The sequence below is a fragment of the Catenuloplanes japonicus genome (genome assembly GCF_000717135.1).
In the GTDB taxonomy this organism is placed as follows: domain Bacteria; phylum Actinomycetota; class Actinomycetes; order Mycobacteriales; family Micromonosporaceae; genus Catenuloplanes; species Catenuloplanes japonicus.
In genome coordinates this window covers 155511-172455 of the sequence record NZ_JNXY01000033.1, presented here as the reverse complement: position 1 = coordinate 172455, position 16945 = coordinate 155511, and the positions used below count along the sequence as shown (strand labels likewise).

The 16945-nt window shown below is 72.8% G+C and carries 14 protein-coding genes; 3 read left to right on the top strand and 11 right to left on the bottom strand.

Features of this window, described 5'->3' with window-relative positions; genetic code table 11:
- Nucleotides 1-24: 24 nt before the first annotated feature.
- The 8 genes from OP04_RS50530 to OP04_RS38060 all read right to left on the bottom strand — a co-directional run bounded on the left by OP04_RS50530 (nt 25) and on the right by OP04_RS38060 (nt 9483).
- Nucleotides 25-999, bottom strand: a complete 975-nt coding sequence (locus tag OP04_RS50530) for a hypothetical protein (protein ID WP_157240911.1) — start codon at nt 997-999, stop codon at nt 25-27.
- Between the two features lie 70 nt (nt 1000-1069).
- Entirely contained in the window at nt 1070-2218 is a 1149-nt protein-coding gene (locus tag OP04_RS38090) for a sensor histidine kinase (protein ID WP_033344804.1), read from the bottom strand.
- Entirely contained in the window at nt 2215-2880 is a 666-nt protein-coding gene (locus OP04_RS38085; RefSeq protein ID WP_033344803.1) for a response regulator transcription factor, read from the bottom strand. Before OP04_RS38085 ends, OP04_RS38090 begins: the two co-directional genes overlap by 4 nt.
- Before the next feature lie 107 nt (nt 2881-2987).
- On the bottom strand, nt 2988-4250 hold the full coding sequence (locus OP04_RS38080; protein WP_033344802.1) for an outer membrane protein assembly factor BamB family protein: 1263 nt from the start codon (nt 4248-4250) through the stop codon (nt 2988-2990).
- Between the two features lie 44 nt (nt 4251-4294).
- Nucleotides 4295-5596 (bottom strand): PQQ-binding-like beta-propeller repeat protein, encoded by a 1302-nt coding sequence (locus OP04_RS38075; RefSeq protein WP_033344801.1) that lies wholly within the window; start codon nt 5594-5596, stop codon nt 4295-4297.
- Nucleotides 5597-6874 carry a sensor domain-containing phosphodiesterase gene (locus OP04_RS38070; RefSeq protein ID WP_232323887.1) on the bottom strand — a complete coding sequence of 426 codons (1278 nt, stop codon included), beginning with the start codon at nt 6872-6874 and terminating at the stop codon, nt 5597-5599.
- The gene (locus OP04_RS38065; RefSeq protein ID WP_157240909.1) at nt 6871-8184 is read right to left on the bottom strand and encodes an outer membrane protein assembly factor BamB family protein; all 1314 of its coding nucleotides are present in this window, start codon (nt 8182-8184) and stop codon (nt 6871-6873) included. Before OP04_RS38065 ends, OP04_RS38070 begins: the two co-directional genes overlap by 4 nt.
- Before the next feature lie 27 nt (nt 8185-8211).
- Nucleotides 8212-9483, bottom strand: a complete 1272-nt coding sequence (locus OP04_RS38060; RefSeq protein ID WP_033344799.1) for a PQQ-binding-like beta-propeller repeat protein — start codon at nt 9481-9483, stop codon at nt 8212-8214.
- 181 nt (nt 9484-9664) lie between these two features.
- On the opposite strand from OP04_RS38060, the gene OP04_RS38055 reads away from it, so the two are divergent.
- Complete coding sequence (locus OP04_RS38055; protein ID WP_051799704.1) at nt 9665-10342, top strand: family 16 glycoside hydrolase; 678 nt, start codon at nt 9665-9667, stop codon at nt 10340-10342.
- Between the two features lie 73 nt (nt 10343-10415).
- Here OP04_RS38055 and dxs read toward each other — a convergent pair whose 3' ends face one another.
- Nucleotides 10416-12365: a 1-deoxy-D-xylulose-5-phosphate synthase gene (dxs, locus tag OP04_RS38050; RefSeq protein WP_033344798.1), complete on the bottom strand. Its 1950-nt coding sequence runs from the start codon at nt 12363-12365 to the stop codon at nt 10416-10418.
- 254 nt (nt 12366-12619) lie between these two features.
- On the opposite strand from dxs, the gene OP04_RS53990 reads away from it, so the two are divergent.
- The gene (locus tag OP04_RS53990; RefSeq protein WP_198154123.1) at nt 12620-12793 is read left to right on the top strand and encodes a hypothetical protein; all 174 of its coding nucleotides are present in this window, start codon (nt 12620-12622) and stop codon (nt 12791-12793) included.
- A gap of 89 nt (nt 12794-12882) precedes the next feature.
- Here the strand turns inward: OP04_RS53990 and OP04_RS38045 are convergent, their stop codons facing one another.
- Entirely contained in the window at nt 12883-14139 is a 1257-nt protein-coding gene (locus OP04_RS38045) for a class I SAM-dependent RNA methyltransferase (RefSeq protein WP_033344797.1), read from the bottom strand.
- Complete coding sequence (locus OP04_RS38040; RefSeq protein WP_051799703.1) at nt 14136-16163, bottom strand: APC family permease; 2028 nt, start codon at nt 16161-16163, stop codon at nt 14136-14138. Before OP04_RS38040 ends, OP04_RS38045 begins: the two co-directional genes overlap by 4 nt.
- Before the next feature lie 116 nt (nt 16164-16279).
- Here OP04_RS38040 and OP04_RS38035 point away from each other — a divergent pair, with 116 nt between their 5' ends.
- Nucleotides 16280-16945, top strand: a complete 666-nt coding sequence (locus OP04_RS38035; protein WP_033344796.1) for a potassium channel family protein — start codon at nt 16280-16282, stop codon at nt 16943-16945.

The following is a 16945-nucleotide window of genomic DNA, read 5'->3' as shown; positions in this document are numbered from 1 at the left end:
CGGCGCGGCCTCGGCCCCGCCGGCTCACGGCGTGAGCGCACCGCACGACGGTGAGCAGCGGCGCGGATATCGCCGCCAGCCCCGCCGGTGCAGGGCCGCGGCCACCTCGTCGGCCACCCCGCACGGATTCCGGAACACGTCGGCACCGTCATAGCGCAACACCCTTCCTCGTAGGCTCCCGCGGACCGGCGCGATGCCGACCGCGACCCGTTCCCGCAGCTCGCCGAGCGCGTGGGTGGTGACGACCGCGGGAACGGGCGGCGGCGTGCCGAGACGCACGCTCGTCCCGAACGCCGGGTAGAGGACCACGCCCTCGCTCCGGTCCGCCGCGCGCCGCGACGGTGTGCCGCACGGCCACCGTTCGCCTTCGGGCAGGCCGTGCGCCCGCTCCACGTCACGCAGGTAGCGCAGCTCCAGGACCGACCGGCAGCCGGTCTCCACGTCCCGCAGCGCGGCCATCAGCTCGGGCCGCCGCCGCACCCGCCCGCGCAGCCCCAGGGCGAGCGTCAGCCGCTCCGGCGAGGTCAGGGACCGGCCGCAGGAGACCGCGATCCAGCCGAGCGCCTCGTCCAGCGCGTCGGTGGTCTCCCACAGGTCGAGGACGGTCTCCTCGACGCGGGTCTGTGGCAGCGTCCGGTGCGGACGGCGGATCCAGGAGGCGCGCCGGGACCGGTGGACGACCACGCCGGGCATCCGCTGCGGGTGCCGACCGGCCGGGACCGTGACGTGGATCGGGCCGTCGCCGCCCGCCGTGAGCCCGGCGACCTCGGCCGCGGACCGGTGGCTGAGCATGGCGCCGGGGCCGGCCGCCAGCACCGCGGCCCAGAACTCCGCCATCCGGCTGAGCGGGCCCGGGAACGTGGCGTAGACGCCGGAGGAGAGCCGTTGCCACCGGCCGCTGGCCAGCCGCCGCTCGATCGCCGACCGGCTGAGGCCGCCGCCCAGCGCCTGCCACCGCGCGACCACGCCGCGCTGCCGCCTGCACGCTTGCTCGAACACGCCTCATACGCTGCCGGTCGCGCCCGGCGTGTCACCAGCCCTGTGGATAACCTCGGGCCGGCGTGACCGATCAGGCCCTCGGCAGCGTCACCGTCACCTCGAGGCCGCCGCCGGGCTGGGCCACGGCTGCCACGGTCCCGCCGTGCGCCTCGCACACCGCCCGCACGATGGACAGCCCCAGGCCGGAGCCGCGCGCGCCGGTACGCTCCCGCCCGCCCCGCCGGAACGGCTCGAACAGGCCCGGCACGTCCGCCTGGTCCACCTCGAACCCGGTGTTGCCGACCACGAGCCGCACCACGCCGCCGCCGGGCGACTCGGTCCGCGCCCACAGCCGCCCGTGCAGGTGGTTGTAGCGGACCGCGTTCTCGATCAGGTTTCCGGCGAGACGTTCCAGCAGCCCCGGGTCGCCCTCCGCCACGGCCGGGCGGAGATCGGTGCTGACGTCCAGCTTGAGCCGCCCGATCTCGTTCTTCTGCGCGGAGAGCGCCGCGTGCACGCCGTCCGCGAGATCGGCCTGCACGGTCCGGGCCAGCCGCCGCCCGGTCTGCGCCTCGCTGCGCGCCAGGATCAGCAGCGCGTCGACCAGCCCGTTGGCCCGCTCCGACGCGTCGCGCACCACGTACGCCATCCGGCGGAACTCCTGCACGTCCGCCTCGTCGTCGGTCACGGTCACGTCGATCTCGGTCCGCATGACCGCCAGCGGTGTGCGCAGCTCGTGCGACGCGTTCGCCACGAACCGCTTCTGCGCCTCGAACGACTCGCCCAGCCGGTCCAGCATCGCGTCGAACGTGGCCGCCAGCTCCGCCACCTCGTCGTTCGCGCCGGTGTACCGGATCCGCTGGTCCAGCGTCTCCTCGCCGAGCCGCTGTGCCATCGCGGTGACCTGGTGCAGCGGCCGCAACGACCGGCCGGCCACCACGTAGGCCGCCACGACGCCGAACAGCCCTATCACGCCGAGCGCCACCAGGCCCTTGGCCAGCAGCTCCGCCCGGGACTGCGCGACGACGAGATCCTGCCACTCGCCGACCGGCAGCCGGGTGCCGTCGCCGAGCTCCACCTCGGTGCCGAGCCGCAGCGAGCTGGCCGGGTGCAGCACGTCGTCGATGGTCAGCCAGGCGACCGCCAGCATGATGGCGCCGGCGCCGACCAGCAGGATCCCGTTGAGCAGCGTCAGCCGCAGTCGCAGTGTGGGCCGCAGCGCCCGGAGCAGCGTGTTCATGCCGCGTCCGGTACGCGGTAGCCGGCCCCGACCACGGTCTCGATCAGCGGCGGGTCGCCGAGCTTGCGGCGCAGCGTGTTGATGGTGACCCGCACGGTGGTGGTGAACGGGTCGGTGTTCGCGTCCCAGACGCGCTCCAGCAGCTCCTCACTGGAGACCACGGCGCCGCGTGCCTTGAGCAGCTCCTCCAGCACGCCGAACTCCTTGTTGGTCAGTTCCAGCAGCGTGCCGGCCCGGGTGGCGATCCGCTTGGCCTGGTCGAGCAGCAGGTCGGCGACGCTGAGCACGGGCGGGGCCTGCGGTGTGGCCCGGCGGCCCAGCGCCTGCACGCGCGCGACCAGCTCCTCGAACGCGAACGGCTTGGGCAGGTAGTCGTCCGCGCCGAGCTGCAGCCCCTCGACCCGGCTTCCGACGCTGGCGCTGGCGGTCAGCATCAGCACGCGGGTGAGCGCGCCGGAGCGGACCAGGTCGGCGCAGATCTGATCGCCGGGCATGCCGGGCAGGTCGCGGTCGAGCACGACCACGTCGTACCGCGTCACGAACGCCATCTCGTGCCCGGTCAGGCCGTCGTAGGCGACGTCGACGGCCATGCCCTTGCGGCGCAGGCCGCGCACGATCGCGTCGGCCAGGTTCCGCTCATCCTCCACGACCAGAATCCGCATGATCCCGCCAATCCACAGAAGACACAGCAACCCGAGACAAGAGGACGCACCCGCCCGAAGCCAATCAGGCCCGGTGTTAAACCACCGTGAGGAAAGGTACTTGATCTTCAGCGGGAGATCGGCAGCTCCCACATCCCGACCTGGTTGTCCTGGGTGCGGCAGAGCAGCACCGTACCGGAGGAGGCGCAGTCCACGCCCACCTCGTGGATCTTCCCGAGCACCCGCAGGGTCAGCGCCCGCACGTCCAGCTCGGCCACGAGCATCTCGGTCGCCGTCGCGTTGACCTGCGTGACCAGCACGCTCTCCGCGGTGCCGTAACGCCCGTACCCGATCATCTGCCACCGCCCGAAGTCCCGCAGCGTCTGCCCGGTGCCGGGGTCGACCACGATCAGCGAGCCCTGTCCGTCCGGATGGCTGCTCGCGTCCGCTACCAGCACCGGCCCTAACCGCAGGTACCCGATCTGGGACGGCCTTTCCCAGCGCACGTCGCCGGTGGCCGGATCGAGCCCGATCGTGCGGTCATCGCCGGTGTGCAGGCAGAACACCGAGTCGTCGCAGTAGGTCCATCCCGTGACGGTCGCGAACTCGCGCTCCCAGGTCAGCCGCAGGTCCGGCAGCGAGTACCCGGAGAGCCGGTCGCCCACCGAGCCCACCGCCACGTTTCCCTGCGCGGTGAGCTGGAGATCCTCGGGGAACTCGGCCGAGGTGACCATCCGGTCGACGGTCGTCTCCCAGATCTCCACCCGTCCGCCCGGCAGCGTCGCCATGAACTGCTCGGCCTCGACATCCGACACCTGCAACTGCGTGCCGGACGGGAACTCGCGCCGCCACATTCGCTCGCCGGTCCCGGTTCGCACGCGCTCCCAGAAGACCGGGCCGTCACTGTCCGTATAGCCGCCGATCGTGAGGAGCAGGATGGACTCCGGCCCGGTGAACACCGGTCCGCCGGTGCCCTCCCACCGCAGCGCGCCGGTCCCGGCGTCCAGTGCGACGAACCGCTGCGCGCCGGGCTCGCCGCTGACGTAGGCCAGCACGACGTCGCCGGCCGCGAGCACGCCGAAGACGTGGTCCGTCGTCAGCGGGCTCTGCCAGCGCCGCTCGCCGCCGGGCACGGAGTGCGCCGTGATGGTCCCGTCGCCCAGCAGGTACAGCGTGCCGCCGTCCACGGAGTACGCATCGCCCGACCCGAGCGGCACGCGCACCTCGGGCAGCACCTGACGCTCAGACCGCGCGGACGCGCCGAGCAGCCCGGCGGCCAGCAGCAGGCAGACCGCCAGCGCGACGACGCGCCCCGGGCCGGGGCCCGGTGGGCGGGAACGCAGGTCCGGACGGTCGTCCGAGACCACGCCGAGATCGATCGAGATCGTCACGCGTCCATCCTAGGAACACGCCTCCATCCCGGGAACACGCCGCATCAGCGCACAGCCGACAGATCCCACATCCCGATCGCGCCGTCCTGAAGCCGGCAGAACAGCGCGTCGTGCTCCGCGTAGCACTGCCCCGCGACCGCTCTGACCTGCGCGAGCACCCGTACCGTCATCGTGGCCTGATCCACCTCGGCAATGGTCGCCGGCGCCGGCGCGAGTGCGAAGCGTGCCACCACCACCGGGTTCGCCGCCGCCTGCGGGGTCCGGGAGCCGATCACCCGCCAGCGCCCGAGGTCCCGGATCGTCCGTCCGGTCCTGATGTCGGCCGCGAGCAGCGACACGTCGCCGCGGTCGAAGGCCCCCACCCCGGCGGTACGGACCGGCCCGTCCGCCAGCAGGAGCGGCCCGGCGCGGGTCAGCCAGGAGTACTCGGCGCTCTCCCACAGCGCCTCCCCGGTGTCCGGATCGAGCGCCAGCACCCGGTCCTCCAGATCCGTCCCGGCGCAGAGCACCTCGGGGCCGCACGCGCCGAGACGCAGCCCGCCCTCGTACTCACGCGCCCACAACCGTTCCAGTCCGGGCAGCGCGTACGCGGTGACGTTCACCCGGTCGATCGTCGGCCACAGCACCAGCGCCCGGTCCCCGTCGATGCTGACGCCGGCCTGCGAGGACGCCTGTGCCGAGGACAGCATCCGGTTCTCCACCAGGTCCCAGACCTGGGCCTGATCGCCCGGCAGCATCACCAGCACCCGGCCGGGGTCGTCCGGGAACGGTGTCCAGTACGCCTCCGCCGGGAACTCGCGCCGCCACAGCCGCTCGCCGGTCGCGGTCCGCACCGCCTCCCAGGCGATCGGTTTCCCCGTCCCGTCGCCGCTCCGGCCGAAGACGGTGACCTCCCCCTCGGTGACCATCGGCCACCCGGCCTGCCGGCTCCACCGGGTCTCGCCCGTGTCCCGGTCCAGCGCGAGGGCGTGCTGCGTGTTGTCCCAGTTCTGCAGCATCGCCAGCAGCGTGTCGCCGCTGCCGGCCTCCACCCAGACGACCTGGAACCGCGGGGGCACCGGTTGCTGCCACAGCCGCTCGCCGCCCGGGACGGCGAAGGCGGTGAGCGTCGCCGGCCCGGCCACGTAGAGCCGGTCCCCGGCCGGGAAGAACGGGTCCACCTCGGCCGCCGGCACCCGCACGCCCGGCAGCGCCCCCTCCCCCGCCCGCGCCGACCCGGTGAGCAGCCCGCCGGCCAGCGCCACGCAGAGCGCCACCGCGACCGCCCGCCGCGTTCCCGGCGGAATCCCCCGGGAGACCGGCTCCGGCGGCTCCCCGGACATCACGCCGAGGTCGATGGTGACCATTCAGGCCGCTTCGGACGGCGAGATCCAGTGCATCAGCGCCCGTGCCGCCTCCAGCACCAGTTCCCGGTCGTGGGTGAGCGCGTACTCGAAGCGCCGCTCCGGCTCGCTCCCGCCGGTACCGAGGTCGCGGGCGGTGAGCGCGGCGGAGAAGTAGGGCCCGACCACGATCACGTTCCACTCGCCGCGCAGCGGATCGTCCTCGCTGAGCCGTGCGCCGCGCACGCCGGTCGCAGGCCGCTCGTCCAGCCCGACGCCGAGCACCGCGACGAACGCGGCCGTGCCCGCGGTCTCCGCGAACCGCTGTGCCACGGCCGGCGTGAAGAACCGGGCCTCCTGGAAGCAGGCGAGCAGCACCGGCGGCTCGACCTCGTCGCGCGCCTTGGACTCCAGGAACCGGCTGATCGGCGCGAGCCGTGCCTTCGTGGTCTGCAGCACCGGACGGGTCGCGGCGACGATCTCGAAGGGCGTCCTCGGCGGTACGGACACCGGCCCGACCCCGTCCGGCGACAGCAGCGGCACCCCGTCGGAGCACACCGAGGGCGGCGACGGCAGCGGTGCCGGCGCGCCGAAGAGCAGGCCCTGCCCGAGCGTGGCCCCCATGGTCCGGGCCATCTCCAGGTGTTCCTCGGTCTCGATCCCCTCCGCGAGGATCACCGCGCCGGTCCGCTCCGCATACGCTATGGCCGCGTTGACCACGTGCGCGACCTCGGCCCGGTGCGGGTTGTGCAGCAGTCCCATGTCCAGCTTGACCACGTCGGGCCGGACCAGCGGCATCAGCGCCAGCGAGGCCGGGTCGCTGCCCACGTCGTCGAACGCCACGCCCCACCCGATCGCCCGGCAGGCCGCGGCCGTGCTGAGCAGCGCGGACGGGTCGTCCCCGATGGCCCGCTCGGTGATCTCGGTGACCACGCGCAGCCGTCCCTGCGCCGCGACGGTGACCGGGAAGAGGTCGTCCGGGCAGGGTGTGCGCAGCGCCATCGGCTCGATGTTGACGAACAGCGTCATCGAGTCGTCGAGCCCGGCGGCCAGCGCGGCCTGATAGGCCCGGACGCGGCAGATCCAGTCCAGCTCGGCGGCGCGCCCGATCTCCCGGGCCGCCTCGAACAGCGCCATCGGCGCCTGCCAGGGCGTGCCGGCCGGGCCGCGGCTGAGCGCCTCGTAGCCGACCGGCTCGCGGCGGTCCAGGTCGACGAGCGGCTGGAACAGCGTGGTGACCGCGCGCGTGTCGATGATGTCGTCGACCGTGCGGATCTGCTGCGCGGAGCCGGTGACGGTCACGGCCGTACCCCCTCCAGCTGCCAGACCCGGATCTCCTCCAGCTCGGTGCGGCACGCGACCATGGTGACCGTGGACTGGCAGTCGAACGCGCCGGACGCGAGGCTGCCCAGCTCACGCGGCGCGCCGGACGCGGGCAGCGCGGCGAGCCACACCCGGCCGTCGCCGTCGCGGGTGAGCAGCACCGGCGCCTCGGCGGTCCGCCCGGACACGGTGGAGCTGGGCGGCACCAGCGTCCAGCCGGGCAGCGCCTCGGGGGTGCCGCCTGGCTCGGGCGCGATGCGCAGATCCTTCTCGTCCGTCTGCGGGACGAGCAGCGTGTGACCGCCCTGCCGGTGCACGGAGGCGGAGCGGACCGCGTAGGACACCGCGCCGGTCGCCGGGTCGAGCAGCCGCAGGTCGGAGACCTCGGTCGCGCAGGGCACGTCCTCGCAGCCGGTGACCACCATGTTTCCCGGCATGCGCAGGTGCCAGGCTTCTGCCAGCGTGTCCGGCCGGTACGCGAACGTCTGCCCGCCCCGCCGCCCGGACTGCTGCGCGATGATCAGCTCGTCCGAGACCGAGAACCCCTCGATCGCGAACCCGCCGGTGAGCAGCGTGGACCGCAGCACGTCGCCGCTGCGCGCGTCCAGCACCTGCACGCCGGACTGGTCCGCGACCACCACCTCGGTGGTGCCGGGCCGGGCCGCCTGCCGCGCGCTGCCGCCGAAGCTCCTGGTCCAGAGCGTGCCGCCGGTCGCGAGGTCGACCGCGCTGAGCGTGGTGGAGTCCGGCGCGGGGAAGAACCGGTTGCCGTTGGTGTCCAGGAACTCGGGGGCGCCGTCCGCGGGCACGCCGGTGAAGGCGGTGGCCGTGATCAGCCCGGTGCGGCCGTCGGCCAGCGGCTCGACCTGCGCGCCGAGCGACCACAGTTCGTCGCCGGTGAGCGCGTCGACGGCGGCGGTCTGGGCGGTGCCGGACCGGTTCACGTTGATCAGCAGCGTGTTGCCGGCCTCGCGCAGGAACACCGCGTCGCCGTAGCGGGACGCGGTCTGCCAGAGGCGCCGGCCGTTCAGCGTGTACGCGGACAGCGTCGGCCCGGCCCCGCCGGTGTAGATGTAGAGCCGCTGGTCGCTGAGCGTCATCGAGGCGCCGGCCGGCACCCGCAGCGTGGCGGTCTGATCCAGGTAGCGCGCGATCGGCACCGAGCCGGCCAGACCCAGCAATAGACATAGAGTGATTGCCGAGGCGACCCAGCGTGACCCGCGTATCCAGTCGCGCGGCGCCGGCGCCCCCTCCCGCACCGTCTCCTCGCGCAGGTCCAGCTCGATCACGCCGGCGCACCCACCCGCAGCACACGCTCAGTCAAGCGCCCACACCCCCAAGATCCCGCCCCCTTGACGGCAGGCCAGCACACCACCGCCGGCGCGACAACCGCCCGAGGCCGCGGGAATCGCGCCAAGGACACGCACCGACCGCCGATCGGAGGCCACCGTGGCGACGAGCGTATCCCCGCGGGCGGGGTCAGGGTGAGCCAACACGACGGCATCGGTCACACTCGTCACCTGCTGCCACGCGCTGAGGTCGAGCAGTGACCCACCGGTCATGGGTTCGACCAGGGCAAGCTGCGCGTCCACGCCGGTCGGTCGTCCATACGCGACCGTCACGTCACCCCACGTGAGCGCGCGCCGCCAGGACTGACTGACCCAGGCGTTCGTGCCGTCGTCCGCCCGGATCGCGCGTACCCCGATCGTGGTGCCCAGACAGACCAGCCCGCCGCACTCGTCCACGCTCTGCAGGCCGCCGACCGTGCGCGACCACAGCGGTTCCAGCGTGCCCGCGTCGTACCCGCTGATCCTGCTCGTGTTCTCCCCGGGGTGCCGCAACACGATCGTGTCGCCGACCAGCAACGGGTTGTCCGGCGCATACGCGGCGGCGGGAAACTCGCCGGACGCGCGCACCCCGGCGTCGGCCGCATCGCGGATCTCCACCGTGCCGTCGTCGCGCACCAGCAGGAACCGCCCGTCCGGCAAGGGCGTGACGACCGCGGTCGACGGCAGCACGATCGACCAACGGCGCATGCCGAACGCGTCCAGGCCGTCGATCGTGCCGGAGAGCCGCCGGCCGGAGGACGAGACGCTCGGCACGTCCGTCACGGCCAGCAGCACGTCCGAGCCGGGCAGCGTGATCAGCCGGCCCCCGTTCCGCCAGCGCGGGCGCCCGGTCGGCGCGTGCACCACGAGGCTCTCCAGCGCGCGGCCGATCCCGTTGAGCGCGCCGATCACCAGCAGGTCGCCGACGCGGGCCAGCGAGTGCCGCTCCGCCTCCGTCACCGGCAGTGTCCAGACCAGATCCAGATCCGGCACGCGGTACGCCGTGACCGTCGACTTCTCGGCCACCACCAGCAGGTCCCCGGCCAGTGCGAAGTCGTCCCCGGCCGCGATCGTCAGCTGACCCGTGCTCCACCCGGTGGTGGAGCGCACCGGCCCCGACCCGGCGACCGTGAACGCGACCAGCACCGCGAGCAGCGCGGCCAGCACCGTCCGGGACGGGCGGGGGAAGCCGTCAGCGCCGCCGGGCCCGTCCGGCTCGTCGATGGGAATGCCCAGGTCAATGGTCACCTCAGCCGGCACGAGGCGAATGTACCGCCCGCGGATGACAACACATCGAAAGCCGAGAATCCGATCGGTACGAAGGAGAACTTAAGGGACAGCTAACCGCCGGCCAATGGAGTCGTACCGCTGCGCATGATCTGGTATTTCTCAGCCGCTCGGCCCATGGCGGCGCCGTCGGCCGCACCGGAAAGCAGGAGTTATGCCCACAAAGAGGCGTCTCTACGCGGGCCTCGCCGCGACCGCCATCGTCGGGTTCACGACCGCCGCGCTCGCGCTGACCGTGCCGCCCGCGTCCGCGTCCACGCTGTTCAGTGAGGACTTCGAGGCCGGCGCACCGGCCGGCTGGTCCACCGCGGGCGGCGACTGGTCCGTGGTCGAGGACGGCTCACTGGCCTACCGGCAGTCCAAGGGCACCGGCGCGGCGGCCCGGGTCCTCGCCGGCGAGCCGGACTGGACCGACTACGCGGTCCGCGCCCGGGTCAGACCGATCACGGTGGACGGGGGCGGCTTCGCCGGGGTGGCGGTCCGCGCGTCCGACCCGGCCACCATGTACCGGCTGGTCCTGACCTCGGCCGGCACCGCGGAACTGCACGCGGTCCGGGGCGGCGAGGTCACGGTGCTGGGCGCGGCGCCGGTCGCTGCCGCGATCGGCACGTTCCACACGCTCGACGTGCGGGCGGACGACGACACGATCACCGGCTGGGTCGACGGCGCGCTGATCGGCACCGGCACCGCCGAGGCCTCCGACCGGGGCCGCCTCGGCCTGGTCACCTCGCTCGCCACCGCCTCCTTCGACGACATCTCCGCCGTCACCCCCGGCGAGGACGACCCCGCCCCCGGCCAGGACGGCAGCGCCCCGGTACCGACCCGGTCGTGAGGCGACCTCACCGGACGGGAAAGGGCCTCTCTCCGCACCCGGAGAAAGGCCCTTTTTCACACCATCAGAAACCTCAGTGGGTACGCACCGGAACCACCCGCGACGCCCACTTCACCACGTCGCGCGTCACGTCCTGCGCCGTGATGCCCAGGTCCGCCAGGATCTGCGCACGCGTGCCGTACGGGTGCCAGTCGTTGGGCACGCCGATGTCACGCAGCGGCACGTCCACCTCCGCGTCGCGCAGCGCCTTGGCCAGCGCGTCGCCGACGCCGCCGTTGCGCACGCCGTCCTCCAGCGTGACGACCAGGCGGTGCTCGCGGCTCAGCGCCACCAGCTCGATCGGCACCGGGCGGACCCAGCGCGGGTCGACCACGGTGACGCTGTAGCCCTGCGCGGCCGCACGCTCCGCGACCTCCATGCCGAGGTGCGCGAACGCGCCCACGGCGACGATCAGCACGTCCCTCGTGCCGTCGGACGAAGCACCGTGCTCGGCGAGGATGTCCACCCCGCCGGAGACGCCGTCCGAACCACCGATGCGACGCAGCGCCGGGAGATCGGCGGGGACCGAGCCGGTCGGGAAGCGCAGGATGGTCGGGCCGTCGTCGACCGTCACCGCCTCGCGAAGCTCCTCACGCAGCGTCGCCGCGTCGCGCGGGGCCGCGATCCGCAGGCCGGGAACCACGCCGAAGACCGCCATGTCCCAGACGCCGTAGTGACTCGGCCCGTCCGGTCCGGTGATGCCGGCCCGGTCCAGCACGAACGTGACCGGCAGCCGGTGCATGGCCACGTCCAGCAGCACCTGGTCGAACGCGCGGTTCAGGAACGTGGCGTAGACCGCGACCACCGGGTGCATCCCGGCCAGCGCGAGCCCGGCCGCGGAGGTGGCCGCGTGCTGCTCCGCGATGCCCACGTCGTAGACGCGCTCCGGGTACTTCTTCGCGAGCTTCGCGATGCCGGTCGGCTCGGCCATGGCCGCGGTGATGCCGACGACGTCGGGGCGCTCGTCCGCGACCGAGACCAGCTCGTCCGCGAAGACGCCGGTCCACTTGACGGAGGAGGACGCGAGCAGCTTGCCGCTCTCGGCGTCGAAGACACCGGGGCTGTGCAGGCAGTCCGCCTCGTCCTCCTCGGCCGGGCGGTAACCGAAGCCCTTCCGGGTCACCGCGTGCACGATCACCGGGCCGTTGAAGCCCTTGGCGCGGCGCAGCGCGGAGTCGACCGCGGCCTGGTCGTGCCCGTCGATCGGGCCGATGTACTTCAGGCCGAGGTCCTCGAACATGGACTGCGGCGCGACCGCGTCCTTGATGCCGCGCTTGACCGCGTGCAGCACCTCGTAGACCGGCTTGCCGACCAGCGGCGTGGCGCCGAGCGAGTCCTTGACCAGGTCGAGAACCTTCTCGTAGCCCGGGTTGAGCCGCAGCGTGGCCAGGTGGTCGGAGAGGCCGCCGATCGTGGGCGCGTAGGAGCGGCCGTTGTCGTTCACGATGATGACCAGGCGGTTGTCGGTGGCGGCGATGTTGTTCAGCGCCTCCCAGCACATGCCGCCGGTGAGCGCGCCGTCGCCGACCATGGCGACCACGTGCCGGTCCTCGCCGCGCAGCGCATAGGCCTTCGCCATGCCGTCCGCGTAGGAGAGCGCGGTGGAGGCGTGCGAGTTCTCGATGAGGTCGTGCTCGCTCTCGGCCTGCGAGGGGTAGCCGGAGAGGCCGCCGCGCTGCCGCAGCAGGTCGAAGCCGTCCTGACGCCCGGTCAGGATCTTGTGCACGTACGCCTGATGGCCGGTGTCGAAGAGGAACCGGTCGCGCGGCGAGTCGAACACCCGGTGCATGCCGAGCGTGAGCTCCACGACGCCGAGGTTGGGTCCCAGGTGACCACCGGTCCGCGAGACCTTCGCCACCAGGAAGTCCCGGATCTCCGCGGCCACCACCGACAGCTGTTCCGCCGTCAGGCGCTTGAGATCCTGCGGCCCGGCGATCGTGCCGAGAAGGCGGCCGTCAGTCACCTGATCCTCTTCAACGCTCATGAGGTGCCAGTCTAATGGTGGACGCCAGCCGGCCCACCTTCCGAGACCATCGCGTGATCAAGGAACAGGGCGAGCCGCATCACCCGAGCGGAGGACCAAAACCCCATAAAACCCCTAAAGGGGTACGATGGGCAGAGCTTTTTATCCAGAAGGTCGGTTTCATGAACGCTCAGTCGTCCGCACAACCTTCACCGAACCTCCCCCTGCCGAGCCGCCGGCCGACCGTGCCGCGCCCCTCCCACGAGACGCGACCCATGGACAACCCGCAGTCCGGCTGGAACCCGCACCCGGCCCCGCGCGACCTCCGCGGCGCGCCCGCGGCCGCCCACATCCTCGGGATGATCGCGATCGGCGTCCTCGCTGTCGCGCTGGCGCCGATCGCCATCCCGGTCATCCTCTGGATCCGCTTCCGCGACCGCCGCCGCTGATCCGCACGCCGCCGAGATCCGCACGGCACAGCCCGAGCCCGCACGCCGCGACAGAGGCCCGCGTGCCACGGCTGAGCCACACGCGTCGCTCAGCGCACCGGCGGCAGCAGCAAGCCCACGCACTCCACGTGGTGCGTCATCGGGAACAGGTCGAACGCGCGCAGCGACGCCAGCCGCCACCCCGCCGCCCGGAACCCGGCCACGTCCCGCGCGAACGCGGCCGGATCACACGCCACGTACGCCACCGCGCGCGCCTGCGTCCGCGCGATCGCCTTGACCACGGCCGCGCCCGCCCCGGACCGGGGCGGGTCCAGCACGATCAGGTCCACCGGTCTCGGCAGCCGCCCCTGGCGCAGCGCGGTCTCCACCTTCGCCTCGACCACCGCGACGCCCGGCAGGTCGGCCAGGTTGCGCCGGGCCGCGGCCACGCCCTGCGGCGCGGACTCGACCACGGTCACCGGCCCGGTCGGCCCGACCGCCTCGGCCAGTGCGGACGCGAACAGCCCGGCGCCGCCGTAGAGGTCCCAGGCCGCCTCGCCCGGCTGCGGTGCCAGCAACTCCAGCACGGTCGCGGCCAGCGTGTCCGCGGCGGCCGGGTGCACCTGCCAGAACGCGTCGCCCGGGATCGTCCACTCGCGGCCGGCCGCCTTCTCGCGCACCTCGCCGGAGGCCGCGGCGCCGTCCAGGACGTCTGATTCCTCACTCACGGACACCGCGCGCCGCGGTGTCACCAGCACGTCGCCGCCGCCGGACGCCACCACGTGCACCTCGTCCGCCTCCGGCCAGCTCCGGGACGTGACCGGCGCGTCCTGGATCGCCGGGTGCGCGATCAGGCACCGGTCGACCGGCACCACCTCGTGCGAGCGGTGCTTGAGCAGCCCGGCCCGGTCGCGGCCGTCGACCGCGTACCGCACGCGGGTGCGCCAGCCCAGCCCGTCACCGGGGAGCGGCTCCACCCGTACCCCCAGAGCCTGCACGTGATCCTGGGGCAGCTTCCCGATGCGGAGCAGCTGCTCGGTCACGACGGAGGCCTTCCAGGACAGCTGCGCGGGCGGCGCGACGTGCTGCAGGTCGCAGCCGCCACAGCCGTCCGGATGCGCGAACGCGCAGGGCGCGGTGACCCGGTCCGCGGACGGCGTCAGGATCTCCACCGCGTCCGCGCGCGCGAAGCCCCGGTGCACCTCGGTGACCTGCGCGATCACCCGCTCGCCGGGCAGCGCGTGCCGCACGAACAGCACCGGGCCGCCGTCGCCGCCGACCCGGGCCACGCAGTGCCCGCCGTGCGCCACCGCGCCGACCGTCACCTCGACGCGCTCGCCCTCGCCGGGCATCTCCACCTGTGTCACTTCTGCTCTGCTCCGGTTTCTTCCAACGTGGGGGCGCCGGCGCGCGGACCGCGTGCGGGCCCCCGGGTCAGCGCCTGGTCGAGCCGGTTCAGGTCACGGCCGGCGCTGGACTGCAGCTGCCAGGGCACGCTGGTGACCATGACGCCGGGCTCGAAGAGCAGCCGGGTCTTCAGGCGCAGCGCGCTCTGATTGTGCAGCAGGTTCTCCCACCACTTGCCGACGACGTACTCCGGGATGAAGACCGTGACCACGTCGCGCGGCGAGTCCCGCCGCACGCCCTTCACGTAGTCGATGATCGGCCGGGTGATCTCCCGGTACGGCGAGTCGACCACGGTCAGCGGTATCGGGATCTCCCGCGCCTCCCACTCCTGGAGCACCTGCCGGGTGTCCAGCGGGTCGACGCCCACGGTCACCGCGGTCAGCGTGTCCGGCCGGGTCGCCTGTGCGTAGGCCAGCGCGCGCAGCGTCGGCATGTGCACCTTGCTGACCAGCACGATCGCGTGGTTGCGGGACGGCAGTACGTACCGTTCCGCGGTCGGTGCCAGCTCGGCCGCGACCCGGTCGTAGTGCTTCCGGATGCCCAGCATGAGCACGAAGATGCACGCCATCGCCGCGATCGCGATCCACGCGCCGAGCAGGAACTTCGTGATCAGCACGATGACCAGCACCACGCCGGTGAGCACCATGCCGAACGTGTTGATCGCCTTCGACCGGTGCATGCGCCGCCGCTCGGCCGGGTCGCGCTCGGTACGCAGATGACGCGTCCAGTGCCGGATCATCCCGGCCTGGGACAGTGTGAACGACACGAACACGCCCACGATGTAGAGCTGGATCAGCCGGGTCACCTCGGCCTGGAACGCCACGATCAGCACCACGGCCGCGACCGCCAGGAACACGATGCCGTTGGAGAACGCCAGCCGGTCGCCGCGCGTGTGCAGCTGGCGGGGCAGGTACCGGTCCTGCGCCAGGATCGAGCCGAGCACCGGGAAGCCGTTGTACGCGGTGTTCGCGGCCAGGAACAGGATGAGTGCGGTCGCGCCGGCCACGACGTAGAGCATCACCGACCCGGCCCCGAAGATCGCCTCGCCGAGCTGGGTGGTGACCGTCTTCTGCACGTAGCCGGGCGGGCCGCCGACGATCTGCCGCATCGGGTCCTCGACGTACTGCAGGTGGGTCGCCTGCGCCAGCCAGATGATGCCGACCAGCATCCCGATCGCCACGGTCCCGAGCAGCAGCAGCGTGGTCGCCGCGTTCTTGCTCTTCGGCTCCTTGAACGCGGGCACGCCGTTGGAGATCGCCTCCACGCCGGTCAGCGCCGCGCAGCCGGAGGAGAACGTGCGCAGCAGCAGGAACACCAGGAACACGTCGGAGAGGTGCTCCTCCTCCGCACGGATCTCCAGGCTCGCGCTGGGCGCCTCCAGCGGCTGGCCGAGCACGACGATCCGGACCAGCCCGGTGAGGATCATCCCGACGATAATGATCATGAAGCCGTAGGTGGGGACCGCGAACGCGTTCCCCGACTCGCGGATGCCGCGCAGGTTCAGCGCGGTCAGCACCGCCACCGCGATCAGCGCGATCGTGACCTTGTGCGTGTCCACGAACGGCACGACCGAGCCCAGGTTCGCCACGCCCGACGAGACCGACACCGCGACCGTCAGCACGTAGTCGACCAGCAGCGCGCTCGCCACCGCCACGCCGTACCGCGGCCCCAGGTTGACGGTCGCCACCTCGTAGTCGCCGCCACCGGACGGGTACGCGTGCACGTTCTGCCGGTAGCTGGCCACCACGGTCAGCATCACGACCACGACCGCCAGCGCGACCCACGGCGAGTACAGGTACGCCGTGGCACCCGCGATCGACAGCGTCAGCAGGATCTCGTCCGGCGCGTAGGCCACGCTGGACAGCGCGTCGGAGGCGAACACGGGGAGCGCGATCCGCTTCGGCAACAGCGTGTGCTGCAGCCGGTCGGACCGGAACGGTCGCCCCAGCAGCAGGCGCTTCACGAGTGAGGTGGGACGGGCCACAACGGGTAAGGGTACGGCCACCGGATCACCACGGCGACGGGCGCGCCCGATGCCGCGGCAACCGCCGGATCATGGCACGCTTCCACTCGGACGCACGCCGCTGACAGGGGGCTTCGGTGCACATCGTGATCATGGGTTGCGGGCGGGTCGGTTCGACCCTCGCCCACAGCCTGGAGGAGCGCGGCCACTCGGTGGCCGTCATCGATCAGAACGCGGACGCGTTCCGCCGCCTCGGCCCGGAGTTCGGCGGCCTCATCGTCACCGGCATCGGGTTCGACCGCGAGGTGCTCCGCGAGGCCGGCATCGAGCGTGCGGACGGCTTCGCGGCCGTCTCCAGCGGCGACAACTCCAACATCATCTCGGCCCGGCTGGCCCGCGAGACGTTCGGCGTGCCGCGGGTGGCCGCGCGCATCTACGACCAGAAGCGCGCGGAGGTCTACGAGCGCCTCGGCATCCCCACGGTCGCCACCGTCCGCTGGACCGCGGATCGCATCCTGCGCCAGGTGCTCGCCACCGGCGGCCTGGAGGTGTTCCGCGACCCGACCAGCACGGTCTCGATCATCGAGGTGCCGGTGCACGACGCCTGGATCGGCCGCAAGCTCTCCGCGTTGGAGGCCGCGGCCGGCGCCCGTACCGCGTACGTGATGCGTTTCGGCCTCGGCCACCTCCCCACGGCGTCCACCATGGTCCAGGACGGCGACCAGGTCTTCATGCTGGTCACGGACGAGATCGCCGACACCGTCCGCCGCCGCACCGGCACCGCACCCGAAGGAGCGCACTGA

Excerpts from the sequence above, each read along its gene's own strand:
- OP04_RS38090 (WP_033344804.1), bottom strand. The coding sequence starts at position 2,218 with ATGAACACGCTGCTCCGGGCGCTGCGGCCCACACTGCGACTGCGGCTG.
- OP04_RS38085 (WP_033344803.1), bottom strand. The coding sequence starts at position 2,880 with ATGCGGATTCTGGTCGTGGAGGATGAGCGGAACCTGGCCGACGCGATC.
- OP04_RS38075 (WP_033344801.1), bottom strand. The coding sequence starts at position 5,596 with ATGGTCACCATCGACCTCGGCGTGATGTCCGGGGAGCCGCCGGAGCCG.
- OP04_RS38055 (WP_051799704.1), top strand. The coding sequence starts at position 9,665 with ATGCCCACAAAGAGGCGTCTCTACGCGGGCCTCGCCGCGACCGCCATC.
- dxs (WP_033344798.1), bottom strand. The coding sequence starts at position 12,365 with ATGAGCGTTGAAGAGGATCAGGTGACTGACGGCCGCCTTCTCGGCACG.
- OP04_RS53990 (WP_198154123.1), top strand. The coding sequence starts at position 12,620 with ATGGACAACCCGCAGTCCGGCTGGAACCCGCACCCGGCCCCGCGCGAC.